This window comes from Proteus genomosp. 4 str. ATCC 51469 (assembly GCF_003144375.1).
Classification (GTDB): domain Bacteria; phylum Pseudomonadota; class Gammaproteobacteria; order Enterobacterales; family Enterobacteriaceae; genus Proteus.
Genome location: NZ_PENV01000004.1, coordinates 252,144 through 277,512 on the forward strand (window position 1 = coordinate 252,144; position 25,369 = coordinate 277,512).

Consider the following 25,369-nt stretch of genomic DNA (forward strand, 5'->3'; position numbering starts at 1 on the left):
TAAATTAGATTATTTTAAGATTTTAACCTTACCATCTAACACCTGACCTTTGTTAATAACTTTTCCGTTTTCATCATATTGAGTAATGACGCCAATAAGAGCTCTGTTCTCCATATATCCCTGCAAATTAACGTTATTTTTAGGTGTGTTATGATAATATTTAAAAGCACCATGAGGTAAGCCATTACGCATAGCGATTTCACTGTATATGTTACCATTAGTCTGATAACTTTTTACCACACCATTAACTTCACAATTTTTCAATGGTATGACCATTTGTAGTTTACCATTTTCATAATAAGCATTAACGTAACGGTCATAACAACCTTTAGTTACCCATGACTTATATTTTAATTGCCCACCTGGATAATAACGTAAATATTCACCATCTTTTGTTCCTGGCGGTATAGCTGGCACTTTTAGTTTAGTGGTATTTTCCATCAATTTTACATTACTCAGTGACATTTCTGGATTACTACCTAAGCTAAAAAGGAAGGCAGAACAACCAGAGAGCAAGAGTGTTGAACTCAAGATCAAAGCAAGTACAATTCTCATATTCATCCTCGCACAATATAAATAAAAATAATTAATTTCCGTTTATAAATATTTATTTTCACATTAAATATATGTATCAGCGTAAAGTAGGGTAATTGAATTGAATATAGGAAATAACTGACACTAGCGTGTTTTTTTGTGATTTTTAGGTCATTAACAATAGAATTAAACAAATCCGACTAGTAAGTTGATAACAGGCTCACACTTAAATAAATATTCTTTATTTTTATGTTTATAATATAGTTATGAAACTTATTCCTTTAATGATTAGTTATGATAAATCATAAAAATATCACCCAATATGTTTGTGCTGAACAATCTATTATTCGACGCTACAACTATTACTTTGATGACTTTGTCAGAAATATATGATGAGTGAACAGGTAAGGGTACTTATCCAATGAAGCGTTTTATTCTCTTCATGGTGATAGGAGATAACCACATTTAGTAATTTTATTTACCATCAATGTGTTTGGGTAATAAACTAAAACATATGTGATTGTAAGCTATGTACTATAAGCGTACGATCATTGTTTTAGGTGGAAAATTTAATGAATAATGTAGATCTTTTATTTAACAGATTATCCAAATCAACTTTTCGACAAAAGTTTAAATTAGGGCCAAAAGAGCGACAATACTGTATTGATAAAGGCCCTGATACCATTGATCAACACGCTTTAGATTTTATTCAAAAACGCTTAGCTGCTGAAGAACCCAAAAATGATGGTAAGCAAACTCCAATGCGAGGACATCCTGTGTTTATTGCTCAGCATGCCACGGCGACTTGTTGTCGAGGATGTTTAAAAACCTGGCATGGTATAGAAAAACATCGTCAATTAACGGAAGAAGAGCAAACATATATTGTTCAAATAATTCATCGTTGGCTAGTTAATCAAATGAATTCTTAAATTAATCAATAGAGTTAGATAATACGTTTCTTAACACGTATCTGAGGCAAGAGGGCTTTAAAAGCTAAATCCTTGAAAGGACCCATCTCATGAAGTTATTGGTTATTATATTCTATTTAACATAATATACATTATGCGAACCTTGGTATCTAAATACGGATAGGCACTTAAATCTCTGTTTTGGTCTGGTTGATTATGTTGGTTCATTCTTAACTTAAGGCTTATTCGCCAATGCTAGTTGGTAATTAAAGAAATCAGCCATTTACCTCAATGAAGTCTAGTTGTGCTATCAATCAAATTTATGAGTCATTAGCCCATACTGATACCAAGATCAAATTTAATCAATTATTTTAATGTCGTCCAACCACTTATCATCTTTACGTGAATATACTAAAATCGAATTAAATGAACGGAGTGGGATATCAGAAAGAATTGCCCCTTCCAATTTAGGTATAAAATTCCTACGGCCCTCCACTCCTTTTTTTGTGACTTCTTCAACTGACAAAAAGCATTCCTTAAAGTCTTCAATGTTGATAGATATCCATACAAGATCTTCATGTCCGAAACACCCCCAATTAAATACCCAATTCCACTTATTTCGGTGATTTCTATTATTTAAAAATCTTTCAGTAACAAACCTAAAATCAAAAACACTAATTCCATTGATCGTTCTAACAATCGGATAATTATCCTTCTTACCATTACTAGTTCTATCTTGATCAGGTATGTCTGGATTGACCTTAATGAAACCGACATTCTTAATAGTTTCAAATCGGCTGTACGTTGTTACATGGCATACCTGGCCCAATAGTTGGATAGGAAATTTAGTTAATCTCATGATTATCCTTATAATTTAGCAATAGGAAGGTCATTGATGTTTGTTGTATATTCCGGTGACAGTAAGCTGCTGCACCTCAAAAGGTTTTAATAAAACCTTTTTAGATATCATCACGACTTCAGTAAAATCTATTTCAGCAATTCCATTATCAGAAGTAAAAACACCAATCCAATGATGACCTTTGATGTTTTCATTTTCCATATCAAATTCCCATCGTTGATATGGCTCTTGGGCTGTTACCGTAAATATGGTCAAATAACCATCTTTTGTGTGTTCAATAAATTTATGATCGTTTATCACTTCAATACTGCGTAAATCACTTCACCATTGATAATTTTCTGTCGATGCCACTATGTTTCAATATCACACTAAAACGTTGCTTTTATGTTTAGGAATGTTTACTGTCGAGCAAATAACAAATACCTGAGAGTGAACAAATAGAGCAGACAATCAATATTGTTGAATTAATATTTAGTGAATAGACTGATTCACATAATGCACTCTATGTGTAAAGACTAGCCCTCGCCATTCCGATAAATTACATTCTACCGGAATGGCTCAAAACCTTTTTGTAACATAGTGTTATATATCATAGAAATTTCCAGCACTTAGGCTGAATTAACTGCTTTATTTAGGTAAATCAGAACCATCTGTAGGACGACAAACTGCATCTGATATAATGTCATCGTTTACATAGCCCACATAGCATTGATAAACTTTATTTTTATAGATTGCATTGAAATATTCAGTTAATTTCTCAGGTGTTCTATCTGACTCTTTAATAATCACCATACTTTTATTTACTCCTAAAGAAAACGCGGCTTTTTCTGTAAGAATGTCCTTATCAAGCTTTAATGGCTCAGAGAGTGCAACTGAACTCGTAATTATTAGCCCACTAAATACAATCAATTTAAGTTTCATAATTACCTCTTTAATATAAATTATCGGGTTGCATTAATTTACCAACCAATAAAATATTCCTATTATTTGATTGAGAGAATGATGGCACGAAATGTTCACTAAAGTGACTAAAGTTATAACATAAAAAATCTTACTGTCAATGGAGTTTTTAAGTTTTTTCTTTTTAATTCATTAACTTAACTCACTATAGTGAGTACTATATTATTTAGCTCACTATAGGGAGCACCTATGCCATTATTTTATTATTGATATGGTATTAAATATGATAGTTATTAATTATATAGATAAGCATTAAAATCTCTGCGAGAGAAGTAAAATCCCCTACCCAATCTCCCTCTCAATTACCATTTTCCATATCAAACTCCCATCGCTGATCTTATTCTGATAAGTGTTATTGACTGGCATTTGATGCCAAACAAAAATATGACCACGCATTACTTCTATAATTACCAGCTTATTCCTTTACACAGATGTGGTCACATGGTTAACAAACTGAATCTTAATTGGCCTGAATTTTTAGAAAAATACTGGCAAAAGAAACCTGTTGTACTGAAAAATGCATTTCCTAATTTTGTCGATCCTATCACTCCAGATGAATTAGCCGGTTTGGCAATGGAGCAAGAAGTTGACAGTCGTCTTGTCAGCCTCGCGGACAACAAATGGCAGGCAAGCCATGGTCCATTTGAAGATTACAGCGAATTAGGCGAAAAAGGATGGTCACTACTGGTACAGGCGGTCAACCATTGGCATATGCCGTCAGCTGAGTTGGTGAAACCATTCCGTGTGTTGCCAGAATGGCGTCTTGATGATCTAATGATCTCCTATTCAGTACCCGGAGGTGGTGTCGGACCACATATTGATAACTATGATGTTTTTATCATTCAAGGAATGGGTCGTCGTCGCTGGCGTGTAGGTGATGCCCTACCAATGCGCCAGTTCTGCCCTCATCCTGCATTACTGCATGTTGATCCATTTGAGCCAATTATTGATGTAGAAATGGCACCGGGAGATATTCTGTATATTCCACCTGGATTCCCTCATGATGGCTTCACTTTCGAAGATACCATGAACTATTCTGTCGGCTTTCGCGGACCCAATGGCCGTGATTTACTGAGTAGTTTTGCAGACTACGCACTGGAACAAGATCTAGGTGGAATAAATTATAGCGATCCTAATCTGACAGTACGCGACAATGCAGGAAGAATGGAAGCTCACGAAGTTGAACGCCTACGCGCCATGATGATTGAGATGATCAATAAACCTGGTGATTTTGAACAATGGTTAGGTCGTTTTGCTACCACACCACGCCATGAGCTGGACATTGCCCCTGCAGAACCACCATATCAGCCAGAAGAAGTATTAAGCGCGCTGAATGATGGTGAAAAATTGATCCGACTAAGCGGGCTGCGCGTCCTACGTATCGAAGATAATTTCTTTGTGAATACAGAAGATTGGGCTACCAAAGAAACAAAAGGTGCAGATGCGCTGTGTCAATTTACGGAAGTTGGAGCAGATGAACTCGGTGAAGCATTGATGGTTCCAGCCTTCGTTGCAGAATTAACCGAATTTATCAATCAAGGATATTGGTACTTCGACGAATAAACAACGCTTACCACATATAACATAATAAAACACCTGCTTGCGGGTGTTTTATTTTATCGCCTACGCATTCCTTTTACCTTATACCTTATACCTTATACCTTATACCTTAAGCTATTTGGTTTTAGCTTAAAGTTCCTAATATTGCTTCTTATATTCCTTTTTTTGCCAAGATATTTAGAAGCTCTAGCAGAGATTAAATGGATCACTTCTCCTCAAAGAAAGCATATCCTGTTGACTTATATCAAACCAACCAAAGTTAAACGAATCGATTCACCTCATTGATGAGCTACCTCTCTTGACTTAACAAACAATGAGGTGAGAATGCACTAATACTTTAATTTATCTGAATAATAATCTGATATTGGAAGGTTTATCATGAGCTATCGTATGTTTGATTACTTGGTACCGAATGTTAACTTTTTTGGTCCTGGTGCTATCTCTGTTGTTGGCGAACGTTGCAAATTATTGGGAGGTAAAAAAGCCCTACTAGTAACGGATAAAGGCCTACGAGCAATAAAAGATGGTGCCGTAGATAAAACTATTGGTTATCTAAAAGAAGCGGGTATTGATGTTGTCGTATTTGATGGCACAGAGCCTAACCCAAAAGACACTAATGTGCTTGAAGGTCTTGCAATGTTCCGTAAAGAACAATGTGACATGATAATTACAGTAGGTGGTGGTAGTCCACATGACTGTGGTAAAGGTATCGGTATTGCAGCTACTCATGAAGGTGATCTTTACAATTATGCAGGTATTGAAACACTAACAAATCCACTGCCACCTATTATTGCCGTAAATACTACTGCGGGTACAGCCAGTGAAGTCACCCGCCACTGTGTTCTGACCAACACAAAAACTAAAGTCAAATTCGTTATTGTGAGCTGGCGTAACCTCCCTTCCGTTTCCATTAACGATCCTCTGTTAATGATTGGTAAACCAGCAGGACTGACTGCCGCAACTGGTATGGATGCGTTAACTCACGCAGTTGAAGCTTATATTTCTAAAGATGCTAACCCCGTCACTGACGCTTCAGCTATTCAAGCAATACGTTTAATTTCTCGTAACTTGCGTCAAGCCGTAGCCTTGGGGACAAACCTAAAAGCCCGTGAAAATATGGCTTATGCTTCACTTTTAGCAGGAATGGCATTTAATAACGCTAACCTTGGTTACGTTCATGCAATGGCTCACCAATTAGGTGGTTTATATGATATGCCTCATGGCGTGGCTAATGCGGTACTATTACCACATGTACTGCGTTATAACCTGATTGCTAATCCAGAAAAATTTGCTGATATTGCTGAATTTATGGGTGAGAATATCACAGGGTTATCAGTGATGGATGCGGCAGAACGCGCTATTGCAGCTATCGCTCGCCTATCTGCGGATATTGGTATTCCGCAACATTTAGGTGAATTAGGTGTGAAAGAGTCTGATTTTCCATATATGGCAGAAATGGCACTTAAAGACGGTAATGCATTCTCTAATCCTCGTAAAGGTAATGAAAAAGAGATCATTGAGATTTTCCGTCAAGCATTCTAATTTTTCTGAAAAATACCCGTCAGCTATGTTTTCTGTTGGCGGGTTTTTTAATGATGTTTTATCTGTTTCTACTAGCCTGTATATTTAACTCATTAATATATAAAAATATATGTATATTATGTTTATAATAAGAGATAAATTAACGACTGTTTTATTTTCTTTTACAGGGAAATTCAATGAGTAGAAGTGGTAAAAATTATACCAAAGAAAAAATAACACGTCATAACATATTGATAAAAAGAAAAAATCACCCTATTCGTCTTTTTGTTAAAAGTTGGGATTTTTTAGGAAAACTACTCCTTAGCCTTTTTATTTTTATCCCTTTGATTTATGCATTAAGTGATCATGGAGATAAATTTATTTTAATGATTGTTTATGCTTGCCTTTGTACTCCGTTATTTCCATTTGCTAAAAGATGCAGTGATAATATACTGCTCCACTATTTTTCAAAATATACCTTTAATAAATATATTAATAACTCAGGTGCTAGAGGTGGGATAATATTTTACATTATCCTAATTATTCCATTTATTATTCCATTGGCAATAGGCTATTTTATTTATCAGATCAAAAAATATAATTCAAAAAATCACATCTAATTATAGCAACTCATACATTTACTAAAATTATGTTCTGATAAAAATAGATGATATGAGGTAAACAATAAAAAAAGAAAAGAAATACTACAGATATTTTCAGTTTTCAGGGATATATTTTCCAATCTAAGGAACAAAAACCTTCGACAAAATCAAGTAAATCTAAAATAGTGTCTTCATCCTCAATAACTCGTAATTGATTTAAACAATCTCGCATTATATCTTGAGTCATTCCATTGTATTTATAGGATAAAAGTAATTCCCTTAATACTAGTAAATCTCGATTTAAAGCAACGCCTTTTTGTATGTCATCAACGAGAGCTTGCTGTTGCTGGTGGTATTGCTGTTTTATTTTATCCATATCTAACCTAAACCTATCTTTTTACCCTTTTATTTTTTAAGTCATTAATAATCAACAATAAATTAGCTTTATTCTGACTCTACTGGCTTTATAAATTTCAAAATGCTTTCCATTGATCTTGGTATTCTAAGGGCACTAACTCTTTGTTATAAATTTTATCGTGATAAATCACGCGTCCATCATGTCTACATTGAGGCACCGTCACAACACCAGCCTCAAAAGTGGCATGGCGCCAATCTTCTTTAATTAAACCGCGTCGCCATAAGCGATAATATCGATTTACTTGTGACTCTAATTCACTTTCTTTTAAAATAACTGTTAGTGGTGCAAATAGTTGTTGCGAAAGGTGATATTTTTCCATCAACCAACGTTTATTTCTTTTAATTAGTTTTCTTTTCATCGTTATTAGCCCTATTTTCCCTTATACTCTTCTTATCTTAAAGCAACTTATTGAAAAAGAAATGAAGATTTGCATTATGGGCCCTTCTGGCGCAGGGAAAACAACGCTATCTAAAGAACTCGCTATTGCATTATCTTTACCTGTATATCCGTTTGATGCCATTTATTGGGATATGACTGGAGATGAATTCCATAAAAATAGTGAGAGTTTTATAACATCTCAAGTAAATGCTATTAGAGAAACAGATAAATGGGTCGTTGAAGGTGCTTACGACAAACGTTTATTACCCTTTCTTAATGACTGCACTGTTATTTTTAGAATAGACATTCCTTATTGGAAGCGTGTTAATTACTTAATAAAGCGTTTATTTATTAATAGAATTAAGCGCCAATTACCTAAAGAAACATTAGTGAATACGTGGGAACTTCTTTGCTTTTCAAAGCAATATGATAAACGTTTAGATGCTTTCTTTAATAACCACCCTGAATTATCTTCAAAAGTGATTGTTATTAATGATATTTCTTTATGCGTAGAAATATTTAACAAGAAATTTAAAAATAAATAGATAATTAATAATGTCACATTTTTTAAATATTAATGAGTTATTTACCTATATGTGTATTTATCTATTTCAATTTATCGCTATAATTTAAAATTTTATCTTTATAAAAATATCATTACTCATTGTGTGCTTTATTTGACAAGGAAAATAAATAATGAAAAGTAATATGATGCCTTTTACTTCTGCATTATGTTGGTTAAATTTTTGGTTTGGCTCTGTTCTTGTAGGTGCTTCATGGTTATATGCAAGATTACAAGAAAAAGTATTTTTAACTGGATTAGATAAAGGGTTTTTAGAATTAACATCACCAGATCCCACAGTGGCATTAATGTTATCGATTGGTATTATGATGGTTGCGTTAGGTTTGATTTATGTTCCTTTATATTACTCTGCCATGTTTATCGGTAATACTGTCGCTATTTTAAGCAGGAAGCCTATTAGAATTTAATACATGATAATATTAGATTTCTAACTTATTTTTTTGATTATTCCCTGTATTAAACAAAAAGAGCCTAATTTTTTACTTAGGCTCTTCTCCTTTTTTGAGTGATATTCATACCACTTTAGAAGGGCTATATAATTGTTTCAATCCTTTAAAAAACCATAATAATGAATGAAAAATAAGTAATAAAATAATGGCATTAGCAAAAACAAATAAAGCCATTGATAATAACTGCATAAAATGACTATTAGATGTCATGCTCATATTTAATGAGGCTTTTGCTAATGCTGAAACACCAAAAGAAAAACTCCAAAATGGTAATGAAAACGGTTGTTTCACAAACCAAGGAATTAATCTCATCATAAATAAGAGTTGTAATAACCCATAACCTAATAACATTTTTGCGAAGAAATCGATATGGTTGTCGTTGATAGCCAAATAAGCACTACAGGCAACCAAAGCGGGTGCTAATTGAATACCAAATGATAGCCGTGATTTTTCATCCATTAATCCTTCACTACGTATTCTTTTTAAAATAGAAGGTTCTAAACTTAACCACGAAAATACGCCAGCCCCAAAAAATAAAATACCCAAATCATTAAAACCAAATGCACCACATGCCATGGCACAGATAAAGTTATTAGCGACAGTTGGTAAATATAACACTGGTGTGGTCGCCATTTTAGGATATTCACCCTTCCATTGATAACCAATCAACCAACTGGAATACCCAAGCTGGGCAATTGCTCCGATGCTAAACAGTATCAAAGAAAATAAAGGTAAATATGGGCTTAGTCCTATCGAGACTAAGACTGTCGTTGCAGGAAATAAACTAGTAAATCCACTGGCAACCGGATGTTTAATTTCATTAAGAATTGCTTGTCGATGAAATAGCCATTTACTAAGCAAAAATAACGTAAGCATTAACCAAACCAAGCAACCCACACCAATAAATATTTCACCAATATAAGCTGGATAATCATGCTCTTTAGCTGCATAGCGCCATGCCATTCCCGTACCAATCATCCCTAATACAACACCAAAATAGCCCGATGCAAACTGTGAAGAGAGTGTTTTTAATTTATTTATCAATATCATATTGTTACGTTAACTCATGTAAATGACATAATACATTGATGCTTTATTCTGAACATCAAATAATAATAGAGATAATAAAATTTATTTTTATAAAATGCATTTAAAATATGTGTTATCAATAACAACTCATTTTAAGACTATTCCCTCCTTATGTTCCCGAATATTCTGATGCTTGTATGAATACGATAACGATATTTTTATATTGTCCTTTATTTTGGAGTTTATAAAAATGAATATCACGCTAAAAAAGATTGGAACACTGTGTGTCGCTTCTGTTCTACTTTTTTCTCTTGCTGGCTGTTCCAGCATGACAAAACGCGACCGTAATACAGCAATTGGAGCCGGTGCAGGTGCTATTGGTGGCGCTATTTTAACTGACGGTAGTGCATTGGGTACTATTGGCGGTGGTGTTTTAGGTGGCGTTATTGGCCATCAAGTTGGTAAAAAATAACCTTTCTATCCTTATTCTCTGCTAGACTGGGTCTTCATTATTTCGGCTCAGTCTAGCAACGAGTCACAATAAGATAATCTGCATTTATTTTGGTGTGATATGAATAAATCGTTTCTCTTTCAATTAAAAAAAACTGCCGTCGTTTTATATAAGTCGTTTAGTGATTTGATTCATATCGTAGTGACCCTTATTTTGTGTTACTTCTGTTTTCTTTTATCACCCACCTTGGTAATTGCCGTAATTGGCAGTATCATTATTATTATTGCCCTATTTTTACTTAGTTTATTTGTTTTGCCGTGATGCAAGGCATTCTCTTTGTCTCCCTTATTTTTAATCAAAAATTGACTAAATAAACACCTCTTGTTCTGTCAGTTAAAAACAAAAATACAAGTTACTATTAAAGATAAAAATCTTTCACATCATAAAAGAACCTTGTTTTTAGGCTGATTTATCACAATCCTTACTTTTAAACTTGACTCTTTTTAGTGATAGCCTTTTACTTTCAATTATTATAACTATCGAGGGTAATTAAATGATTATTTTTATCACGGGTGCTTCTGCTGGCTTTGGTGAAGCCATTGCTCGTCATTTTATCAGCCATGGACACAAAGTTATTGGTACTGCTCGCCGTTTAGATAAGCTTAACAACTTACATAAAGAATTAGGTGAGCAATTTTATCCATTACAGTTAGATGTTACAGATAAAAAAGCCGTTAGTGAGGTTTACACTCAATTACCTGAAAAATGGCGCGAAATCGATGTGTTAGTGAATAACGCTGGTTTAGCATTAGGCTTAAACACCGCAGATAAAGCTAGTCTCGATGATTGGGATACGATGATCGAGACGAATAATAAAGGTCTTGTTCATGTTACTCGTGCCATTCTTCCTTTGATGGTGGAAAGAAACAAAGGCCATATCATTAACATTAGCTCAACCGCTGCATCCTGGCCTTATATGGGAGGTAATGTTTATGGTGCAACTAAAGCTTTTGTTAAACAATTTAGCTTAGGGTTACGCGCTGATCTGCAAGGTAAAAAAGTACGTGTTACCGATATTGAACCTGGCCTTGTTGGTGGTACCGAGTTCTCATTAGTTCGTTTTAAAGGTGATAGTGATAAAGTTGAACAGACGTATGCAAATGCAAACGCGTTAACCCCAGAAGATGTTGCAGAAGCCGTGTATTGGACAGCAACATTACCTGCCCATGTTAATATTAATACCTTAGAAATGATGCCCGTTAGCCAATCATTTGCCGGGTTAAGTGTTCATCGTCAAAACTAAACGCACTGAAAACTCATTTTTTATTAAGGCATCAGCTATAATTATTAAGATATAATAGTCATTGACAGTAATAGCGACATAACTTTAGAGGATAGCAACTATGATCAATACACTAACTAAGAAACCAACGGTAAGAACCGTATTGTTCTCCTTATTTCTTGGTTTATCTGTGTCTTCTTTTTCTTCTATTGCCGCCTCTACCAATGTAACCATTAATGGTAATGGCTATGACAATGTCTTAGATAAAGAACAAGCTCGACAACTGAAAGAAGACTGGGATCAAAAGCGTGAGCTTCGGACTCAAGTCAATCAGCGAGAAAAAATTGAATTTAATAAAGTAGATAAAGCCATTGATGAGCGAGATGCTTGTCTGAAAAGTGCAAATGTCTACGCTTATTGGGAGCCTGAGACCCGCCGTTGTTTAGACAGTAATACTGGGCGCCCTGTTAATCCATAAGAAAATCGTGTAAAACAGTGATGTTTTGCGTTGTAAAACAAGGAGAATGTAATATGAAAAAATATATCTTTGCAGTAATGGCAACCCTCGTAGCATTTGCCCCTTTAGCAGCAAATGCAGGTTGTGATGAAGTCGTTGAATCTATTCAACAAAAAATCGTTAATAACGGTGTGCCCGCAGCTAACTTTACTTTAACTGTCGTTGAAAACGACCAAGTTGCACAAACAGAAGGTAAAGTGGTAGGCACTTGCGAGAATGACACTAAGAAGATCATCTATACTCGCCATTAATGTACTGCTGATAAAAACTTGTAATTAAAAAAGGGCGCAATTATTAGCGCCCTTTTCTTTATCATTCAATATAAATGAGTATCCTACTGATTTAAAGTCATTATATTTATTTTGTTTTTCCATATTTGCTTTAACTTTGTCGTTTTTTTTCATCATTATTCCAGTTTTAAGCAAAGTTCAGAAAAAACAAAAACACCCAATGAATTTACTCATCAGGCGTTTAAAAGTAACAAGTTTGGCTCCGTTAAAAAACAGGCAACTCAATCCACTTCGTTACTTATTTATATTCTCTCTTAAGCAGGTACAGCGATTTCCAACTGACTTAAATCAAGGTAACAAGAGAGATCACGTTCTTCAGGACGCAATAAATACGGGATTTCACCAATTAGTGGCGCAGGAATATGCTGAGACAGCCTTTCCACAATTTTCGCATAATAAGGTAATCCTGGATTTATTCTGTTAGCAACCCAACCGACTAATTTCAAACCATCGTTGATAATAGATTGTGCTGTTAATATTGAGTGATTAACACAGCCTGGTTGAATACCAACAACCAAAACAACTGGAATTTGTTCTTTTACCACCCAATCAGAATAAAAGGTATTATCATCGAGTAGATAACGCCAACCGCCATTACCTTCGATAACAACACACTCTGCTTTTTTACTTAAATTATCGAGCTCATTTGAAATTTTATTAAAATCAATTTCATTTTCGCTAACATAACAATTATCAAGCAAAATAGGATTAATTTCGTCATAGCGAACTTCAACTGGCGATGAATTATGAATAATCATTGCATCACGATTACGCTCACCATCAGCCGTTTCATGTAATTCTGTTGCAATAGGCTTATAACCCACTGCCGTTGACCCGCCACGATTTAATGACTGAAGAAGTGCTCGGGTTACAACAGTTTTACCCACGTTGGTATCTGTCCCCGTAACAAAAAAGCGTGTTAACATATAATTTACTTCCGTTATGACAGATAAATCAGGTTCATAAAAAATGACAGAGATTAGAGTTTAGGGTAACACTGTTTCTGGTGGCTTGAGGTAGCTCAATTTTTTAGTTAATTGGTCGAAAATAGAGAATTCGTTAATGATCAATTGAGGTATTTACGCTTGCAAAACACTTCTGTTACGATTTTTTGCACTTCATTTAGCCTTGCATCAACTCAATTAACAAAGAACCGTTGTACAGAGCTTCTTTAACCAATGAGGCCGCAGGTAAAGTACCTTTATTTCTTAATTCTGTTTCTTCAATAATTAATGATTGGGCGTAACGAGGCATGGACTGATTTTGAACATGACTTAAAATCAATGGAAAAAGAATAGATTTAGCTCGACAAAGTGGCGAACCAATTAATATTTTTTGTGGATTAAAGATATTAATCATCACAGAAAGAATAAAACCTAATCGCTGCGCAACTAAATGCACGACTTCAAGGGCTTGTTTATCTCCAACTAATATTGCATCACACAATGTTTCAATGGTAATAGGATATTTGTTTAGCAACGAGGTGGGATTTTCTTGTGCCAATAATTGAGCTTTTTTAATTAATTGAGGAATAGCAATTTCGGTTTCTAAACATCCCTTCGCCCCACAATAACAGCTATTTTCAGAGTCGATGACTTTAGTATGCCCAATTTCAACCGCACTGTGACTGTGAGAATGTAATGTCCTCCCATTACTAATCACTCCGGCACCAACAATGTCATCAATGACAATTTGCAAAATATCTGAATTGTTTTTTGCCGCACCATATAAAGATTCAGCCATTGTCCAGGCCGTGACACTATGCTGTAAGAAAACAGAAACGCCTGTTTTTTCATGAATTTTATCAGCAAGAGGAACATCTTTAATATCATAATAAGGAGAACTATGAATAACCCCACTAATGGGATCAATAATCGCATTCATAGTAATACTGATGGCCGTCAACCTTTCAACATGTGATTGATAGCGTTCGAAAAATTTATCAATAGCAAGTAAAAAATGAGTAAGAAAGTTATCACTGTTCTCTTTAGGAAAATCAAACGTGTCTTCAGTAACAAGTTTACTGTCTAGCTCTCTTAAACTAAAAAGTAAATTACCTTTATTGACTCGGATACAGAGAAATTGCCACCCTTGGCTTTCTAATTTTAATCCGACCGCTGGTCGGCCACGAAACCCCACATCCGGAAACTCTGTTTCATGAATAAGATGAGCTTCAACTAATTCCCGCGTAATTTTGGTAATACTCGCAGGAGCCAGTTCTGCTTTTTTTGACAGTGAAATACGGGAAATGGGGCCATGTTCATCAATCAAACGAAAGACGGTGCCAAGGTTAAACTGTTTCACGTGATCGATATGGCTAGGTTGGTTCCCCATTGAATGTCATCCTTAATTAAGAAGCCATAATTAATTCGAGGCTCCAAATAATTCATTACCGATTATGTCGTCAATTTGTGATAATTGTACAATACTTACATAAAAAGCGTGATCAAAAACACAGATAAATCAATATTTTTGGTGTTCTAAGATATTTTTTAACAACAATTGCGTTAATCGATTTGCTGCCGCGGGTATTGTGCGTTTTTTATGAGAAACTAACCAAACTTCAGAAAATGCTTGTGAATTAGCGAAGTGTAAATAATGCACACCATCGACTTTCATTCGAGTAAAAGATTTAGTCACAATTGAGATGCCTAGTCCTGCAGCAACTAATCCTAAAATCGTCATAGCTTCACCGGCTTCTTGTGCAATAGTTGGCGTAATTCCTGACAAACTTAGTAATTGAATAATTTCATCATAAAGGGCTGTACCAACATCTCTTTCAAAGAAAACAAAAGGATACTGCCCAATATCTTGAATATTAACGCCTGTTTCTTTGTAAGCAAGTAATGGATGCCCTTCATAAACAGCCAAAATAAAAGGCTCTCGAAACAATAGCTGGTGGTGTAAATTTTCGGGTAACGTCGTGTTTCGCATGATACCCAGATCAATACGCCCTGTAAGCAATGGTGATATTTGTTGCTTTGTATTCATTTGATGCATATGAATACCAACTTCAGGATAATTTTCTCTAAATTGCCTTAAACTCAACGTTACTAAATGCATAAAAGGTGTCGTTGATGTAAAACCTATAGATATTTCACCTAACTCACCTTTTTCCATTCTAGCTGCACGTGTTGTAGCTGCGTTGACCTGCGCCATAATTTGGTAAGACTCTTTTAAAAACATTTGCCCTGCTGGTGTTAGTGCTACAGAACGATTAGTTCGTTCTAAAAGCCTGGCCCCTATTTCACTTTCAAGTGCTTGTATTTGTTGGCTCAGCGGTGGTTGAGAAATATTTAATCTTTCTGCTGCTTTGCCAAAATGAAGCTCTTCCGCTACAGCAATAAAATAACGTAAATGCCTCAATTCAATATTCATATTTCTCTCACTTTAGCATTGATACTTTAAAAGTCTTATTTCTAATGATTAATATATTAGACAAAAAAATCAAATATTTCTAACATTGACATAAATCAAATTTAAGTAATGGAAGTTTAATCAATATGGATACTCACGAAATAGACAGTAAAAGTATGAGCTTAGGCACTGATATTTCAGACAATACATCATGTATAGAAAAGCCAGCTCATCGCCAATCTAACCCTAAACACTATATTCAACGTGATGATGCACTGTATATAAAAGTGACAGTGTCATTTTTTATGGTGGGTTTAGCGACATTTGCCTTACTCTATTTTGTACAACCCATATTGCCAGTGTTATCTAACGAATTTTCTGTTAGTCCAGCAACCAGTAGTCTAGCGCTCTCACTTTCAACCGCATTAATGGCATGTGGTTTATTAATCACTGGTCCACTTTCAGACGCTTTTGGGCGTAAAAATGTCATGGTCATTGCATTATTTTGCGCTGCATTTTTTACATTATTAAGTGCAACAATGAATAGTTGGACAGGCATCTTAATTACTCGCGCCTTAGTGGGACTTTCATTAAGTGGCGTTGCTGCGGTGGCAATGACTTATTTAAGCGAAGAGATCCACCCTGCCTACTTAGCTCTATCAATGGGGTTATATATTAGTGGTAACTCTATTGGTGGGATGAGTGGTCGTGTTATTACTGGGGTATTAAGTGATTATTACTCTTGGCGTTTATCTGTCGTTATTCTCGGTATTTTTGCCCTTTTTGCTGCGATTACTTTTTGGAAGATATTACCTGCTTCAAAGCACTTTAGACCTACCACATTAAAACCGCGCAACCTCCTTATTACCACAAAATTGCATTTTAGAGATAAAGGATTACCTCTGTTATTTATTGAAGGTGGTTTATTAATGGGCGGATTTGTCACTTTATTTAACTACATTGGCTATCGTTTATTAGATGCCCCCTATTCATTAAGCCAAACAACTGTGGGGTTGATTTCCATTGTCTATTTAAGTGGCACTTATAGTGCATCAAAAGCGGGATTACTAACCACTAAATATGGTTTAGGCAAAGTATTTATTGCGGGTATCTCTATGATGTTACTAGGTATATTGATTACCTTAATTGAATCATTGCCAATTATCTTCATCGGTATGCTTATCTTAACAACAGGTTTCTTTGCTGCACATGCAGTCGCAAGTAGTTGGGTTGGTCGCCGTGCAAAACGAGGACGAGCTCAAGCCTCTTCACTTTATCTTTTTACTTACTATGCGGGCTCTAGCCTTGCAGGTACTCTAGGAGGGTTATTCTGGGTGAGTTTCGGTTGGTTGGGTGTAGGATTATTTATAGCCCTTTTAATGTTAATTGCCTTATTAATAGCATTACACTTAAACAAAGTTGCTCAGTAAATTCATTGATAATGAATAAAGTGCAAAAGCGGATTAATACGGTTTAATGTTGTCGATTTTGCACTCCTTTCTTAAGGTATAAACTTAATCTTTAAGAAGGAACAACGATTATGCCAATTATAAAACTATCCGTTACTCTGTTATTTCTCTTTTTTACATCTCTTACGAGTGCATTTACAGAACACTGCCCACCAACAAAACCAGATTGTGATGTTACTCATGATCCATTGGTACAACAGAGTAAAAAATAGACCGATTTTGATTTAAAAACCATCAAACACCCCCTTTTTAGGAAAAATATCATCCCAATATGCCCTTTTCACGATATACTGTATAAATAAACAGTATATCGTGTTTTTGGCATTCCTCTCTACTAAGCGATGTACTTTCCACTGAAGTTAATGTATTGTTTTAAATAAAGGCTAATTGTATGTTGTAACTAAATAAGGATATTAAGATGAGCAAATATGATTTAATTGAACAATTTAATCTCTGTTTTAAGCAGTTAGAGAACGAGATAAATACTCTGACAGAAAAGCTACAAAAACTAACATTATTGCCTTCCGCTGTTTTTGAATTACCCGATGTAACGAAAGAAGAAGAACATGATGATGTTATGCACGTGACGGTGTCACCTAGTTATGATGAAGAGGCCCGTGAACTTGCCTTAAAACTAATGGCCAACCTATTTATTTATGATAATGCACCGCATATCAGCAGTAAGCGTGCTATTCGTTTACCTGGTGTGCTTTGCTTTAATACCAGTAACAATGAATTTAAGTCAGTAAAAGAAGACGTTGAACGCATTAACTCATTAAAAAAACAGCTTTCTGATATCGTGACTAAAAAATCTGGAATTTCTAAAGAAGAACGTTTTGATTTTGTTCATAATCAGTTAAAAGGCTTAATTACGCTAAATGCTTATCGCACCCTCACCTTGTTGTCTGATCCTGATACTGTACGTTTTGGTTGGGCAAATAAAAATATTATTAAAAATTTAACGCGCAATGACGTACTGGCTCAATTAGAAAAAAGTCGTGAAGCCAATCGTGCAGTTCCGCCATATACCAGTGAACAATGGGCAGAACGTATTGATAAAGAGATAATCACCCTTTCTCAATTACCTGAAAATGCAAAATTAAAAATAAAGCGCCCTGTAAAAGTACAACCTATTGCTCGTGTTTGGTACTCGGAGCTTCAAAAACAAGTACAATATGCTTGCCCATTGCCTTTGTTGGCTTTCTATATTGATAAAGAGAGCGATTTTAAACCGATTATTGGCGAACTACCTGATTATGACGCCGATAACATTCAAATTCGCCATCGCCCTAAAGCTAAGAAACTACAACTGATTATTCCAAGAATGCATTTATATCTTGAAATATAATCAATTAAAAAGTTAATTAATGAGCTTAATTGAACTTCCTTTAAGAATTTGTATGAGATAATCATTAATATGAGCAAATTGATTATCTTCAATTTTCAAATCAATAGAGATCATGAGATTATTTTTTAATACAAAAATAATTTTCTCTCGTGTTAATGTAATATGTTCAAGGCTATTAATGGCTTCTATATCAGATAAATGCGTCATTAAACCGATGGAATTATCAATATCTTCTTCTTCCTCATCAAATCTTGAAAGAATGACAAAGTGCTCAGGTGAAACAGGATCATCCCCTATTCCAATAATAGTAACATCATCTTCAACGTAACAATTTACTTCGGTTGCAGTAAAAATAATTTCTTCATTCATTATTGTCGTCCCAAAACGATCTAAAAATCCCGCCATGATAGCGGGATTTAATTTCTGCATTAAATAAGTGTTATAGACACTTATTTTTTCATGCTACCAACCATATCTTCTGGACGAACCCAGCTATCAAATTCTTCCGATGTGAGGTAGTTTAGTTTCAGCGCAGATTCTTTCAGCGTTAAGCCTTCTTTATGCGCTTTTTTCGCAATTTCAGCTGCTTTATCGTAGCCAATATGCGTATTTAATGCAGTTACTAGCATTAATGATTCATGCAGTAATTTATTGATACGCTCACGATTTGGTTCAATACCAATTGCACAGTGCTCATTGAAGCTACGCATACCATCAGCTAGTAAACGAACTGATTGTAAGAAGTTATCAATGATCATTGGACGATAAACGTTCAATTCAAAGTTACCTGACGCACCACCAATATTAATAGCAACGTCATTACCCATTACTTGAGCACATAACATTGTTAATGCTTCACACTGTGTTGGGTTAACTTTACCTGGCATGATGGAACTACCTGGCTCATTTTCTGGAATAGCAATTTCGCCAATACCACAACGAGGGCCTGATGCTAACCAACGCACGTCATTAGCAATCTTCATTAATGAAGAAGCCAGGCCTTTTAATGCACCATGTGAATGAACTAATGCATCACAAGTTGCTAAGGCTTCAAATTTATTAGGCGCAGTGACAAATGGTTGACCTGATAATTCAGCGATACGTTTAGCCACACGAACAGCATATTCAGGATGAGTATTTAAACCTGTTCCAACGGCTGTACCACCCAGCGCTAATTCGCAAACATGAGGAACAGAATCATCAATATGTTTGATGCTGTGCTCAAGCATAGCAGCCCAACCAGAGATCTCTTGGCCTAATGTCAGTGGTGTCGCATCTTGCAGGTGAGTACGACCAATTTTAACGATATCATGGAAAGCTTCTGCTTTCTCTTTGAATACTTTCAGCAGTGATTTTAATTCTGGCAATAAATCCTGACGTAATGCAATAACAGCAGCGACATGCATGGCAGTTGGGAACACATCATTTGAACTTTGACTTTTATTAACATCATCATTCGGATGGATTTTGCGCTCCATGCCACGGATACCACCAAGTATCTCACTACCACGGTTAGCTAACACTTCATTCATATTCATGTTTGATTGAGTGCCAGAACCGGTCTGCCAGATTGCTAATGGGAATTCAGTTGGGTGTTTACCTGCAAGCACTTCATCTGCGGCTGCGATAATTGCATCAGCGCGCTCTTTTGGTAATAAACCTAAATCCATGTTAACACCAGCGGCTGCTTTCTTTGTGATAGCAAGCGCATGGATAAGTGCAACAGGCATTTTCTCAACTGAAATACGGAAGTGTTCAAGAGAACGCTGCGTTTGAGCTCCCCATAACTGGTCAGCTGGTACTTCGATTTGTCCCATTGAGTCTTTTTCAATGCGAGTGGCTGCCATTTCAATCTCCTTAAGTACACAGAATAATTGATTAATTCCGAATCACTTTCTAGTAAATAACTCGGATACCAGTATCATGCCATAAACAGAATAATAAATATGAGAGCTAAAGCGAGCTTATGAAATTTATAACAGAATGAAATCTGTTGATTTTTTGGGGAAAGTACGATTAGCAATCTTATTTTATTGCCAATGTTATTATTTAAGCTTTCATATTTATATCCATACTTATTATAAGCCTTTATTATTCATCATAAATAGAATCACATCACAATTAAATATTGTCTAAATCGAAAAATGAGTAAAAAAAGAGAGTTTTAATGATTATTTGAATTATCTTATAAATCATATCCATTTTGCTTTAAACTCATTATGTTAGCGAGTAACTAAGTAAGTTCTGATTGCGATTTTATTCCACTAAATCTATATTTACAGTTAATATAGGTGGCGATGTATATATGTGGATTATCTATATTTAAATTTAGTAAAATTTATCACCAATTTATCGGGTTGTTTAAGGGTTACAAAACAGCCTTTATAACGTACATCGCCAGATGTACACAGAGGATGGACTAGAATTATGAAGAAATCGCTTGTCGCTGTTGGTGTTATCGTCGCACTAGGTGTTGTTTGGACTGGTGCGTCGTGGTACATGGGCAGCAAAATTGAAAGTCGCTTACAGGAAGAAACGAAACTAGCTAATGTCCAATTAGCGCAACTTGCTAAAAATGCACAATTTGGCGCTGATATTAAACTTGAAATTCGTGACTATAAAAAAGGGGTATTCACCTCTAATGCAGACTTTGCTGTCGTGATTTCAAAAGATGCTAGTGAAGTCGTTGAAGACCAGGATAAAAAAGTAGAAGAAATTATTTTCACTACTGATATTGATCACGGCCCATTCCCTCTTTCTGATTTGGCTAAATTTAATTTAGCGCCCAAATTAGCGGCCATGAATAATACGTTGGTCAACAATGATACAACTAAAGAATTATTCAAACTGACTAAAGATAAATCTCTTTTTGATATCCATACATCTTTAGCTTTTGATGGTGCAGTATCAGGTGAAGCTAAACTAAATCCTATCGATTTCGCTGAAAACGGTGGCACAGTTAAAACGACACCATTAACAATTGAATTCTCATCAGATAAAACCGCAACCAACTTCACTACCTCTGTAAAAGGTGATCAAGTTGTCGTGACTAAAGATGGCGAAGAAACTTTCACAATTAAAAATATTGCAGGTTCTGTTGCTGGAACTAAAGTTAACAACGATCAATATTTATTTAATGAACAGTTATTAAGTTTTGCTGAAATTGCACATACCAGTAAAGACAAAGCCTCTGATTTTTCACTGAAAGATTTTTCTCTGACAACCAAAAGTGATATCAAAGATAAGCTCTTTAACATTTCTCAAACTTATTACTTTAAGTCACTGAATGTTGCAGGGCTTGAATTTGGTGCAGGTAAATTCGGCTATTCAATTGATAAAGCTGATACTGATGCAATGTTGCTGTTAACCAAAGTTTATAACAATTCGTTATTACCTTGGAATAAATACCATTATGGCAACGATGATATTGTAGAAAAAGCCGTTCGTGATGTACTGGAGAAAGGCTTAATTTTCCGTATTGATGAAGCGTCTTTAACCAATAAAAGCGGTGTAAGTAAACTAAACTTTAACTTAGACTTAAATGCATTTAACGTTAAAGTATTAGAAAGCCAAGAAAAATCACCAGCAGAATTATTTAACTATCTGTTTAAAAACATCGATTTCAATATTGATTTATCTCTTCCAATGTTAGCTGAGTTCCGTAACACCACTCAATACCTTGATGCGGCTCGTTACCAAGAAACAGCATTAACAGATGAAGAGAAAAAAGAAATTGAAACAGCAACAGCGACTGATATTGAACAGTTAAAAACTGAATTACAGCAAAATATCAATCAAATTTCTCAAGATGAGAAAGATGCATTACCTCTGATGCTACTTGCACAAGACGGTAAAGCATTAAGCCTGAAACTGAACTATGCTGCTGATAAATTTACCATGAATGGTAAAACCTATACTTTTGATGAGTTTATGGATGTTACTCAAGCTCCTCAAATGTTAGGTTTAGCTGCTATGTTATTCGGCATGGGCGCATCATCTTACGATTACGATGATTCTGATTATTCAGAAGAAGGTTATCAAGAAGAGATGACTGAAGATCCAGCGATTATCGAAGAGCAAGAAATCTTAATTCCTGAGCAACAACCAGCACAATAATTAAGTTTCTGTTAAAATAAATAAGTAAATAGAAACACCCCATTTGTCAAAACACAATGGGGTGTTTTTTTCTTCGTATTTTAATTAACAATCACAGTCTTTAGCCGGAAGGTGATGATTGCCCCATTCATCTTTACAGCAAGAATCAATGGTTTTATTAATTATTCCTGCAAGTGTATTTACTGTTGAAATAATAGAAGTTAATTGTTCACAAACATGGCCACAGTTAGATTTTTTATCATTCGGTTTAGGAATGTTTGGTAGTGTTAAACTATCACAGAGGATCTCTTGTAACACTAGAGAGAAATTCGCAATTCCTGTAGTGTAAATATAAGAGCGCCCTCCTGTCTGCTCTGCTAAACGCACATACTCTTTTGTTACACGATCTCTATCAGCCACACTTGGGAAACGATCGAGGTTCGTTGCACTATCGTCTGGCGTTCCTTGATAGGTATATACTTTGACTTTTTCCTGTTGGGCAACGGCAATCGCTTCATCATTTTTTATCTTTGCTGCGTTAGTCAGTACACCTCCGCCACCTTCCATACCTTCATCACCCAAAACAAAAACTGCACGACGAGCACCATCACGCCAATCAAAATATTTACTTAAATCAATCACTGCTCGGCATAAATCTTCTTTATTACCCGCATGATCACGTCCATCAGCCTCTTTAAAGGGTTTTCTTGCCTGTAAACGACTTTCGGGTACACCTAATGCTTTTAAATAGTCACTCGCTGATTGATCAAATTTAGTATCATCCCATGTACCTTCAATACCTAAAAAAGTTACCCGAAGTTTTGATGGGCAATTTTCCAGCGCTTTTTGTATTGCAATATCAATATCTTTACTCAAATCTAACGACTCATCAGCCATTGAACCACTGGTATCAATTACAACAACTAGATCTAATGCAATTGCACCATCACCAGTAACAACTTGCGATCCATAAGTGAGATTATTTGCCGATGAAGGAGGTCGTATTTTAGAAACTAATTGGTGTTGTATTGCATTATCTCTCTTTCCAAGATTTAAATTTACATTCTCATTCATATTTATACGCCTTAAGTTTTAAATAATTAGGATTTAATTAAAAAAATTATTATGTAAATAATTATTTGCTATTAAATATATCCATCAAACAGCAATTTATTATGGCGTCAATTTCCTATTCTTTATTCCTTATTTAATAAAAGAGATATATTGTTTTTTATTTTAATGAATAAAATATAAGCATAAATAATTTTTTATATTTATAAAAATATCTCACTATCATTTACTCAAAAATATTAGAAATCATAAAATGAGTAACTTATTGGGTAAAGTGATAAGAAAATCAAGATGTAAACTGTTTTTTGCTTAACCTCCACTTTCAAATCTATCAGAATAATTGATAAGATATTTCAATTATCATGATAGCTCTATTTTCAGCTTAATTTTTAATGTATCAGTTATCTTGATAATACACGTCAATTGCATTGAATATTGTAGCTAATAAATAAACATCTCTCTTTTTCGTTTTCTATTTTTTAACTTAAAATTGAGAAAAAACGGCATTTTTAGTTTTAAAAATAACCAATTTAAGTTTATTTATTAGTGAATAAAATAAAAATCAGTCATAATAATCTGCAACTCATTTATATTTACCCGATTATAAGAAAATCACTATAAACGATAGATTTTCATTATTTCTATTAAAAAGGAAAATAACACGTGATTGACACACAGTTGCCTTTAACCGATTTACATCGTCATTTAGATGGTAATATCCGCCCACAAACTATTTTAGATTTAGCAAAACAACACAATATTGCGCTCCCCGCTTATGAATTAGAAGCTTTGCGTCCTCATGTGCAAATTACAAAAAATGAGCCAAGTCTTGTGAGCTTCTTACAAAAATTAGATTGGGGAGTAGCGGTTTTAGCAGACTTAGATGCGTGTCATCGTGTTGCTTATGAAAACGTGGTGGATGTGGTTAATGCGGGTATTGATTACGCTGAATTGCGATTCTCTCCTTATTATATGGCAATGAAACACCAGTTGCCTGTTGAAGGTGTCGTAGAAGCTATTGTTGATGGTGTACAAAGCGCACTACAATCACACGATGTAGATATTCGTTTAATCGGTATTTTAAGCCGTACTTTTGGTGAAGATGCTTGCCAACAAGAATTAAATGGATTGTTAAAACATCAAGATAAAATTACTGCGCTCGATTTAGCGGGTGATGAATTAGGTTTTCCGGGTCACTTATTCCAACCTCATTTTAATCGTGCTCGTGACACAGGCTGGAATATTACAGTTCATGCCGGTGAAGCAGCTGGTGCTGAAAGTATCTGGCACGCAATTAAAGAATTAGGTGCAAGTCGTATCGGTCATGGTGTTAAGGCTATTGAAGATCCTCGTTTAATGGATTATCTCGCAGAGCATCAAATTGGCATTGAATCTTGCTTAACCTCAAATATTCAAACCAGCACTATCAATTCACTAGCAGAACATCCTCTAAAAACTTTCTTAGAGCATGGCATTATTGCATCGCTTAATACAGACGATCCTGCTGTTGAAGGCATTGAATTAAAACATGAATATAACGTTGCAGCACCAGCTGCGGGATTAACACCAGAGCAAATTCGCCAAACTCAAATTAATGGTTTAAAAATGGCGTTTATTAGCCAAGCTGAACGTGACGCATTAATTAAAAAAGTAAGCTTACGTTAATATTTAATGCTTTTTCATCAAAA

29 protein-coding genes are annotated in these 25,369 nt (G+C 35.0%); 15 read left to right on the forward strand and 14 right to left on the reverse strand.

What is annotated here, in order from left to right; all coding sequences use genetic code 11:
- Nucleotides 1-9: 9 nt before the first annotated feature.
- A complete protein-coding gene (locus tag DK866_RS06835; RefSeq protein WP_162556987.1) occupies nucleotides 10-555 on the reverse strand; it encodes a toxin-antitoxin system YwqK family antitoxin in 546 nt (181 codons plus the stop codon).
- Nucleotides 556-1,106: 551 nt separating this feature from the next.
- Here DK866_RS06835 and DK866_RS06840 point away from each other — a divergent pair.
- Nucleotides 1,107-1,463, forward strand: coding sequence for a DUF4186 domain-containing protein (locus tag DK866_RS06840; RefSeq protein WP_109408285.1), 357 nt, complete (start codon nucleotides 1,107-1,109; stop codon nucleotides 1,461-1,463).
- Between the two features lie 337 nt (nucleotides 1,464-1,800).
- Here the strand turns inward: DK866_RS06840 and DK866_RS06845 are convergent, their stop codons facing one another.
- The 3 genes from DK866_RS06845 to DK866_RS06855 form a co-directional block, all read right to left on the reverse strand.
- Nucleotides 1,801-2,301, reverse strand: a complete 501-nt coding sequence (locus tag DK866_RS06845) for a hypothetical protein (RefSeq protein WP_109408286.1) — start codon at nucleotides 2,299-2,301, stop codon at nucleotides 1,801-1,803.
- 30 nt (nucleotides 2,302-2,331) lie between these two features.
- The gene (locus tag DK866_RS19805) at nucleotides 2,332-2,502 is read right to left on the reverse strand and encodes a hypothetical protein (RefSeq protein ID WP_162556988.1); all 171 of its coding nucleotides are present in this window, start codon (nucleotides 2,500-2,502) and stop codon (nucleotides 2,332-2,334) included.
- Between the two features lie 426 nt (nucleotides 2,503-2,928).
- Nucleotides 2,929-3,222, reverse strand: a complete 294-nt coding sequence (locus DK866_RS06855; protein WP_109408288.1) for a hypothetical protein — start codon at nucleotides 3,220-3,222, stop codon at nucleotides 2,929-2,931.
- 480 nt (nucleotides 3,223-3,702) lie between these two features.
- Here DK866_RS06855 and DK866_RS06860 point away from each other — a divergent pair, with 480 nt between their 5' ends.
- From DK866_RS06860 to DK866_RS20110, 3 genes are all read left to right on the forward strand, one after another.
- On the forward strand, nucleotides 3,703-4,824 hold the full coding sequence (locus DK866_RS06860) for a cupin domain-containing protein (protein WP_109408289.1): 1,122 nt from the start codon (nucleotides 3,703-3,705) through the stop codon (nucleotides 4,822-4,824).
- A 375-nt stretch (nucleotides 4,825-5,199) separates the two neighbouring features.
- Nucleotides 5,200-6,363, forward strand: a complete 1,164-nt coding sequence (gene dhaT, locus DK866_RS06865) for a 1,3-propanediol dehydrogenase (protein ID WP_088495650.1) — start codon at nucleotides 5,200-5,202, stop codon at nucleotides 6,361-6,363.
- Between the two features lie 176 nt (nucleotides 6,364-6,539).
- Complete coding sequence (locus tag DK866_RS20110; RefSeq protein WP_244179662.1) at nucleotides 6,540-6,962, forward strand: hypothetical protein; 423 nt, start codon at nucleotides 6,540-6,542, stop codon at nucleotides 6,960-6,962.
- Nucleotides 6,963-7,065: 103 nt separating this feature from the next.
- Here DK866_RS20110 and DK866_RS06875 read toward each other — a convergent pair whose 3' ends face one another.
- Both DK866_RS06875 and DK866_RS06880 read right to left on the reverse strand, forming a co-directional pair.
- A complete protein-coding gene (locus DK866_RS06875; RefSeq protein WP_109408290.1) occupies nucleotides 7,066-7,320 on the reverse strand; it encodes a hypothetical protein in 255 nt (84 codons plus the stop codon).
- 97 nt (nucleotides 7,321-7,417) lie between these two features.
- Complete coding sequence (locus tag DK866_RS06880; RefSeq protein ID WP_109408291.1) at nucleotides 7,418-7,720, reverse strand: hypothetical protein; 303 nt, start codon at nucleotides 7,718-7,720, stop codon at nucleotides 7,418-7,420.
- Nucleotides 7,721-7,781: 61 nt separating this feature from the next.
- On the opposite strand from DK866_RS06880, the gene DK866_RS06885 reads away from it, so the two are divergent.
- Together DK866_RS06885 and DK866_RS06890 are read left to right on the forward strand one after the other, a co-directional pair.
- Nucleotides 7,782-8,285 (forward strand): AAA family ATPase, encoded by a 504-nt coding sequence (locus DK866_RS06885; RefSeq protein WP_109408292.1) that lies wholly within the window; start codon nucleotides 7,782-7,784, stop codon nucleotides 8,283-8,285.
- 151 nt (nucleotides 8,286-8,436) lie between these two features.
- Nucleotides 8,437-8,730, forward strand: coding sequence for a hypothetical protein (locus tag DK866_RS06890; RefSeq protein WP_109408293.1), 294 nt, complete (start codon nucleotides 8,437-8,439; stop codon nucleotides 8,728-8,730).
- A 105-nt stretch (nucleotides 8,731-8,835) separates the two neighbouring features.
- Here DK866_RS06890 and tehA read toward each other — a convergent pair whose 3' ends face one another.
- The gene (gene tehA / locus DK866_RS06895) at nucleotides 8,836-9,822 is read right to left on the reverse strand and encodes a dicarboxylate transporter/tellurite-resistance protein TehA (protein ID WP_109408294.1); all 987 of its coding nucleotides are present in this window, start codon (nucleotides 9,820-9,822) and stop codon (nucleotides 8,836-8,838) included.
- Between the two features lie 229 nt (nucleotides 9,823-10,051).
- Between tehA and osmB the strand changes: the two genes are divergently transcribed.
- From osmB to DK866_RS06920, 4 genes are all read left to right on the forward strand, one after another.
- Nucleotides 10,052-10,273: an osmotically-inducible lipoprotein OsmB gene (gene osmB, locus DK866_RS06900; RefSeq protein WP_006536908.1), complete on the forward strand. Its 222-nt coding sequence runs from the start codon at nucleotides 10,052-10,054 to the stop codon at nucleotides 10,271-10,273.
- A 532-nt stretch (nucleotides 10,274-10,805) separates the two neighbouring features.
- Complete coding sequence (gene ydfG, locus DK866_RS06910) at nucleotides 10,806-11,555, forward strand: bifunctional NADP-dependent 3-hydroxy acid dehydrogenase/3-hydroxypropionate dehydrogenase YdfG (RefSeq protein ID WP_109408296.1); 750 nt, start codon at nucleotides 10,806-10,808, stop codon at nucleotides 11,553-11,555.
- 100 nt (nucleotides 11,556-11,655) lie between these two features.
- The gene (locus DK866_RS06915) at nucleotides 11,656-12,012 is read left to right on the forward strand and encodes a DUF1283 family protein (RefSeq protein WP_109408297.1); all 357 of its coding nucleotides are present in this window, start codon (nucleotides 11,656-11,658) and stop codon (nucleotides 12,010-12,012) included.
- Nucleotides 12,013-12,065: 53 nt separating this feature from the next.
- Nucleotides 12,066-12,302 (forward strand): DUF1161 domain-containing protein, encoded by a 237-nt coding sequence (locus DK866_RS06920; RefSeq protein WP_072068032.1) that lies wholly within the window; start codon nucleotides 12,066-12,068, stop codon nucleotides 12,300-12,302.
- Between the two features lie 24 nt (nucleotides 12,303-12,326).
- Here the strand turns inward: DK866_RS06920 and DK866_RS20255 are convergent, their stop codons facing one another.
- From DK866_RS20255 to DK866_RS06935, 4 genes are all read right to left on the reverse strand, one after another.
- The gene (locus DK866_RS20255; RefSeq protein ID WP_279628999.1) at nucleotides 12,327-12,455 is read right to left on the reverse strand and encodes a hypothetical protein; all 129 of its coding nucleotides are present in this window, start codon (nucleotides 12,453-12,455) and stop codon (nucleotides 12,327-12,329) included.
- 140 nt (nucleotides 12,456-12,595) lie between these two features.
- A complete protein-coding gene (gene bioD / locus DK866_RS06925; protein ID WP_072068031.1) occupies nucleotides 12,596-13,267 on the reverse strand; it encodes a dethiobiotin synthase in 672 nt (223 codons plus the stop codon).
- A 196-nt stretch (nucleotides 13,268-13,463) separates the two neighbouring features.
- Nucleotides 13,464-14,675: a sugar metabolism global transcriptional regulator Mlc gene (gene mlc, locus DK866_RS06930; protein WP_109408298.1), complete on the reverse strand. Its 1,212-nt coding sequence runs from the start codon at nucleotides 14,673-14,675 to the stop codon at nucleotides 13,464-13,466.
- Nucleotides 14,676-14,804: 129 nt separating this feature from the next.
- Nucleotides 14,805-15,719: a LysR family transcriptional regulator gene (locus DK866_RS06935; protein ID WP_109408299.1), complete on the reverse strand. Its 915-nt coding sequence runs from the start codon at nucleotides 15,717-15,719 to the stop codon at nucleotides 14,805-14,807.
- A 125-nt stretch (nucleotides 15,720-15,844) separates the two neighbouring features.
- Here DK866_RS06935 and DK866_RS06940 point away from each other — a divergent pair, with 125 nt between their 5' ends.
- From DK866_RS06940 to tus, 3 genes are all read left to right on the forward strand, one after another.
- Nucleotides 15,845-17,128, forward strand: coding sequence for an MFS transporter (locus tag DK866_RS06940; RefSeq protein ID WP_109408300.1), 1,284 nt, complete (start codon nucleotides 15,845-15,847; stop codon nucleotides 17,126-17,128).
- A 110-nt stretch (nucleotides 17,129-17,238) separates the two neighbouring features.
- Complete coding sequence (locus DK866_RS19915) at nucleotides 17,239-17,379, forward strand: hypothetical protein (protein WP_167395475.1); 141 nt, start codon at nucleotides 17,239-17,241, stop codon at nucleotides 17,377-17,379.
- Between the two features lie 206 nt (nucleotides 17,380-17,585).
- Nucleotides 17,586-18,515, forward strand: coding sequence for a DNA replication terminus site-binding protein (gene tus / locus DK866_RS06945; protein ID WP_109408301.1), 930 nt, complete (start codon nucleotides 17,586-17,588; stop codon nucleotides 18,513-18,515).
- A gap of 12 nt (nucleotides 18,516-18,527) precedes the next feature.
- On the opposite strand, the gene DK866_RS06950 is transcribed toward tus, so the two are convergent.
- Both DK866_RS06950 and fumC read right to left on the reverse strand, forming a co-directional pair.
- Nucleotides 18,528-18,884, reverse strand: coding sequence for a hypothetical protein (locus tag DK866_RS06950; protein ID WP_162556989.1), 357 nt, complete (start codon nucleotides 18,882-18,884; stop codon nucleotides 18,528-18,530).
- 80 nt (nucleotides 18,885-18,964) lie between these two features.
- Nucleotides 18,965-20,362 carry a class II fumarate hydratase gene (fumC, locus tag DK866_RS06955; RefSeq protein ID WP_100158199.1) on the reverse strand — a complete coding sequence of 466 codons (1,398 nt, stop codon included), beginning with the start codon at nucleotides 20,360-20,362 and terminating at the stop codon, nucleotides 18,965-18,967.
- A 580-nt stretch (nucleotides 20,363-20,942) separates the two neighbouring features.
- On the opposite strand from fumC, the gene DK866_RS06960 reads away from it, so the two are divergent.
- Nucleotides 20,943-22,631, forward strand: coding sequence for a YdgA family protein (locus DK866_RS06960; protein WP_109408303.1), 1,689 nt, complete (start codon nucleotides 20,943-20,945; stop codon nucleotides 22,629-22,631).
- A gap of 84 nt (nucleotides 22,632-22,715) precedes the next feature.
- Here DK866_RS06960 and DK866_RS06965 read toward each other — a convergent pair whose 3' ends face one another.
- Complete coding sequence (locus DK866_RS06965) at nucleotides 22,716-23,684, reverse strand: VWA domain-containing protein (protein ID WP_109408304.1); 969 nt, start codon at nucleotides 23,682-23,684, stop codon at nucleotides 22,716-22,718.
- Between the two features lie 660 nt (nucleotides 23,685-24,344).
- On the opposite strand from DK866_RS06965, the gene add reads away from it, so the two are divergent.
- Entirely contained in the window at nucleotides 24,345-25,346 is a 1,002-nt protein-coding gene (add, locus tag DK866_RS06970; protein ID WP_109408305.1) for an adenosine deaminase, read from the forward strand.
- The last annotated feature ends 23 nt before the right edge of the window (nucleotides 25,347-25,369 follow it).

What these genes read in the sequence shown, in the direction of transcription:
- DK866_RS06835 (WP_162556987.1), bottom strand. Translation starts at nt 555, where the DNA reads ATGAGAATTGTACTTGCTTTGATCTTGAGTTCAACACTCTTGCTCTCT.
- DK866_RS06840 (WP_109408285.1), top strand. Translation starts at nt 1,107, where the DNA reads ATGAATAATGTAGATCTTTTATTTAACAGATTATCCAAATCAACTTTT.
- DK866_RS06845 (WP_109408286.1), bottom strand. Translation starts at nt 2,301, where the DNA reads ATGAGATTAACTAAATTTCCTATCCAACTATTGGGCCAGGTATGCCAT.
- DK866_RS19805 (WP_162556988.1), bottom strand. Translation starts at nt 2,502, where the DNA reads ATGGAAAATGAAAACATCAAAGGTCATCATTGGATTGGTGTTTTTACT.
- DK866_RS06855 (WP_109408288.1), bottom strand. Translation starts at nt 3,222, where the DNA reads ATGAAACTTAAATTGATTGTATTTAGTGGGCTAATAATTACGAGTTCA.
- DK866_RS06860 (WP_109408289.1), top strand. Translation starts at nt 3,703, where the DNA reads ATGGTTAACAAACTGAATCTTAATTGGCCTGAATTTTTAGAAAAATAC.
- dhaT (WP_088495650.1), top strand. Translation starts at nt 5,200, where the DNA reads ATGAGCTATCGTATGTTTGATTACTTGGTACCGAATGTTAACTTTTTT.
- DK866_RS20110 (WP_244179662.1), top strand. Translation starts at nt 6,540, where the DNA reads ATGAGTAGAAGTGGTAAAAATTATACCAAAGAAAAAATAACACGTCAT.
- DK866_RS06875 (WP_109408290.1), bottom strand. Translation starts at nt 7,320, where the DNA reads ATGGATAAAATAAAACAGCAATACCACCAGCAACAGCAAGCTCTCGTT.
- DK866_RS06880 (WP_109408291.1), bottom strand. Translation starts at nt 7,720, where the DNA reads ATGAAAAGAAAACTAATTAAAAGAAATAAACGTTGGTTGATGGAAAAA.
- DK866_RS06885 (WP_109408292.1), top strand. Translation starts at nt 7,782, where the DNA reads ATGAAGATTTGCATTATGGGCCCTTCTGGCGCAGGGAAAACAACGCTA.
- DK866_RS06890 (WP_109408293.1), top strand. Translation starts at nt 8,437, where the DNA reads ATGAAAAGTAATATGATGCCTTTTACTTCTGCATTATGTTGGTTAAAT.
- tehA (WP_109408294.1), bottom strand. Translation starts at nt 9,822, where the DNA reads ATGATATTGATAAATAAATTAAAAACACTCTCTTCACAGTTTGCATCG.
- osmB (WP_006536908.1), top strand. Translation starts at nt 10,052, where the DNA reads ATGAATATCACGCTAAAAAAGATTGGAACACTGTGTGTCGCTTCTGTT.
- ydfG (WP_109408296.1), top strand. Translation starts at nt 10,806, where the DNA reads ATGATTATTTTTATCACGGGTGCTTCTGCTGGCTTTGGTGAAGCCATT.
- DK866_RS06915 (WP_109408297.1), top strand. Translation starts at nt 11,656, where the DNA reads ATGATCAATACACTAACTAAGAAACCAACGGTAAGAACCGTATTGTTC.
- DK866_RS06920 (WP_072068032.1), top strand. Translation starts at nt 12,066, where the DNA reads ATGAAAAAATATATCTTTGCAGTAATGGCAACCCTCGTAGCATTTGCC.
- DK866_RS20255 (WP_279628999.1), bottom strand. Translation starts at nt 12,455, where the DNA reads ATGAAAAAAAACGACAAAGTTAAAGCAAATATGGAAAAACAAAATAAA.
- bioD (WP_072068031.1), bottom strand. Translation starts at nt 13,267, where the DNA reads ATGTTAACACGCTTTTTTGTTACGGGGACAGATACCAACGTGGGTAAA.
- mlc (WP_109408298.1), bottom strand. Translation starts at nt 14,675, where the DNA reads ATGGGGAACCAACCTAGCCATATCGATCACGTGAAACAGTTTAACCTT.
- DK866_RS06935 (WP_109408299.1), bottom strand. Translation starts at nt 15,719, where the DNA reads ATGAATATTGAATTGAGGCATTTACGTTATTTTATTGCTGTAGCGGAA.
- DK866_RS06940 (WP_109408300.1), top strand. Translation starts at nt 15,845, where the DNA reads ATGGATACTCACGAAATAGACAGTAAAAGTATGAGCTTAGGCACTGAT.
- DK866_RS19915 (WP_167395475.1), top strand. Translation starts at nt 17,239, where the DNA reads ATGCCAATTATAAAACTATCCGTTACTCTGTTATTTCTCTTTTTTACA.
- tus (WP_109408301.1), top strand. Translation starts at nt 17,586, where the DNA reads ATGAGCAAATATGATTTAATTGAACAATTTAATCTCTGTTTTAAGCAG.
- DK866_RS06950 (WP_162556989.1), bottom strand. Translation starts at nt 18,884, where the DNA reads ATGAATGAAGAAATTATTTTTACTGCAACCGAAGTAAATTGTTACGTT.
- fumC (WP_100158199.1), bottom strand. Translation starts at nt 20,362, where the DNA reads ATGGCAGCCACTCGCATTGAAAAAGACTCAATGGGACAAATCGAAGTA.
- DK866_RS06960 (WP_109408303.1), top strand. Translation starts at nt 20,943, where the DNA reads ATGAAGAAATCGCTTGTCGCTGTTGGTGTTATCGTCGCACTAGGTGTT.
- DK866_RS06965 (WP_109408304.1), bottom strand. Translation starts at nt 23,684, where the DNA reads ATGAATGAGAATGTAAATTTAAATCTTGGAAAGAGAGATAATGCAATA.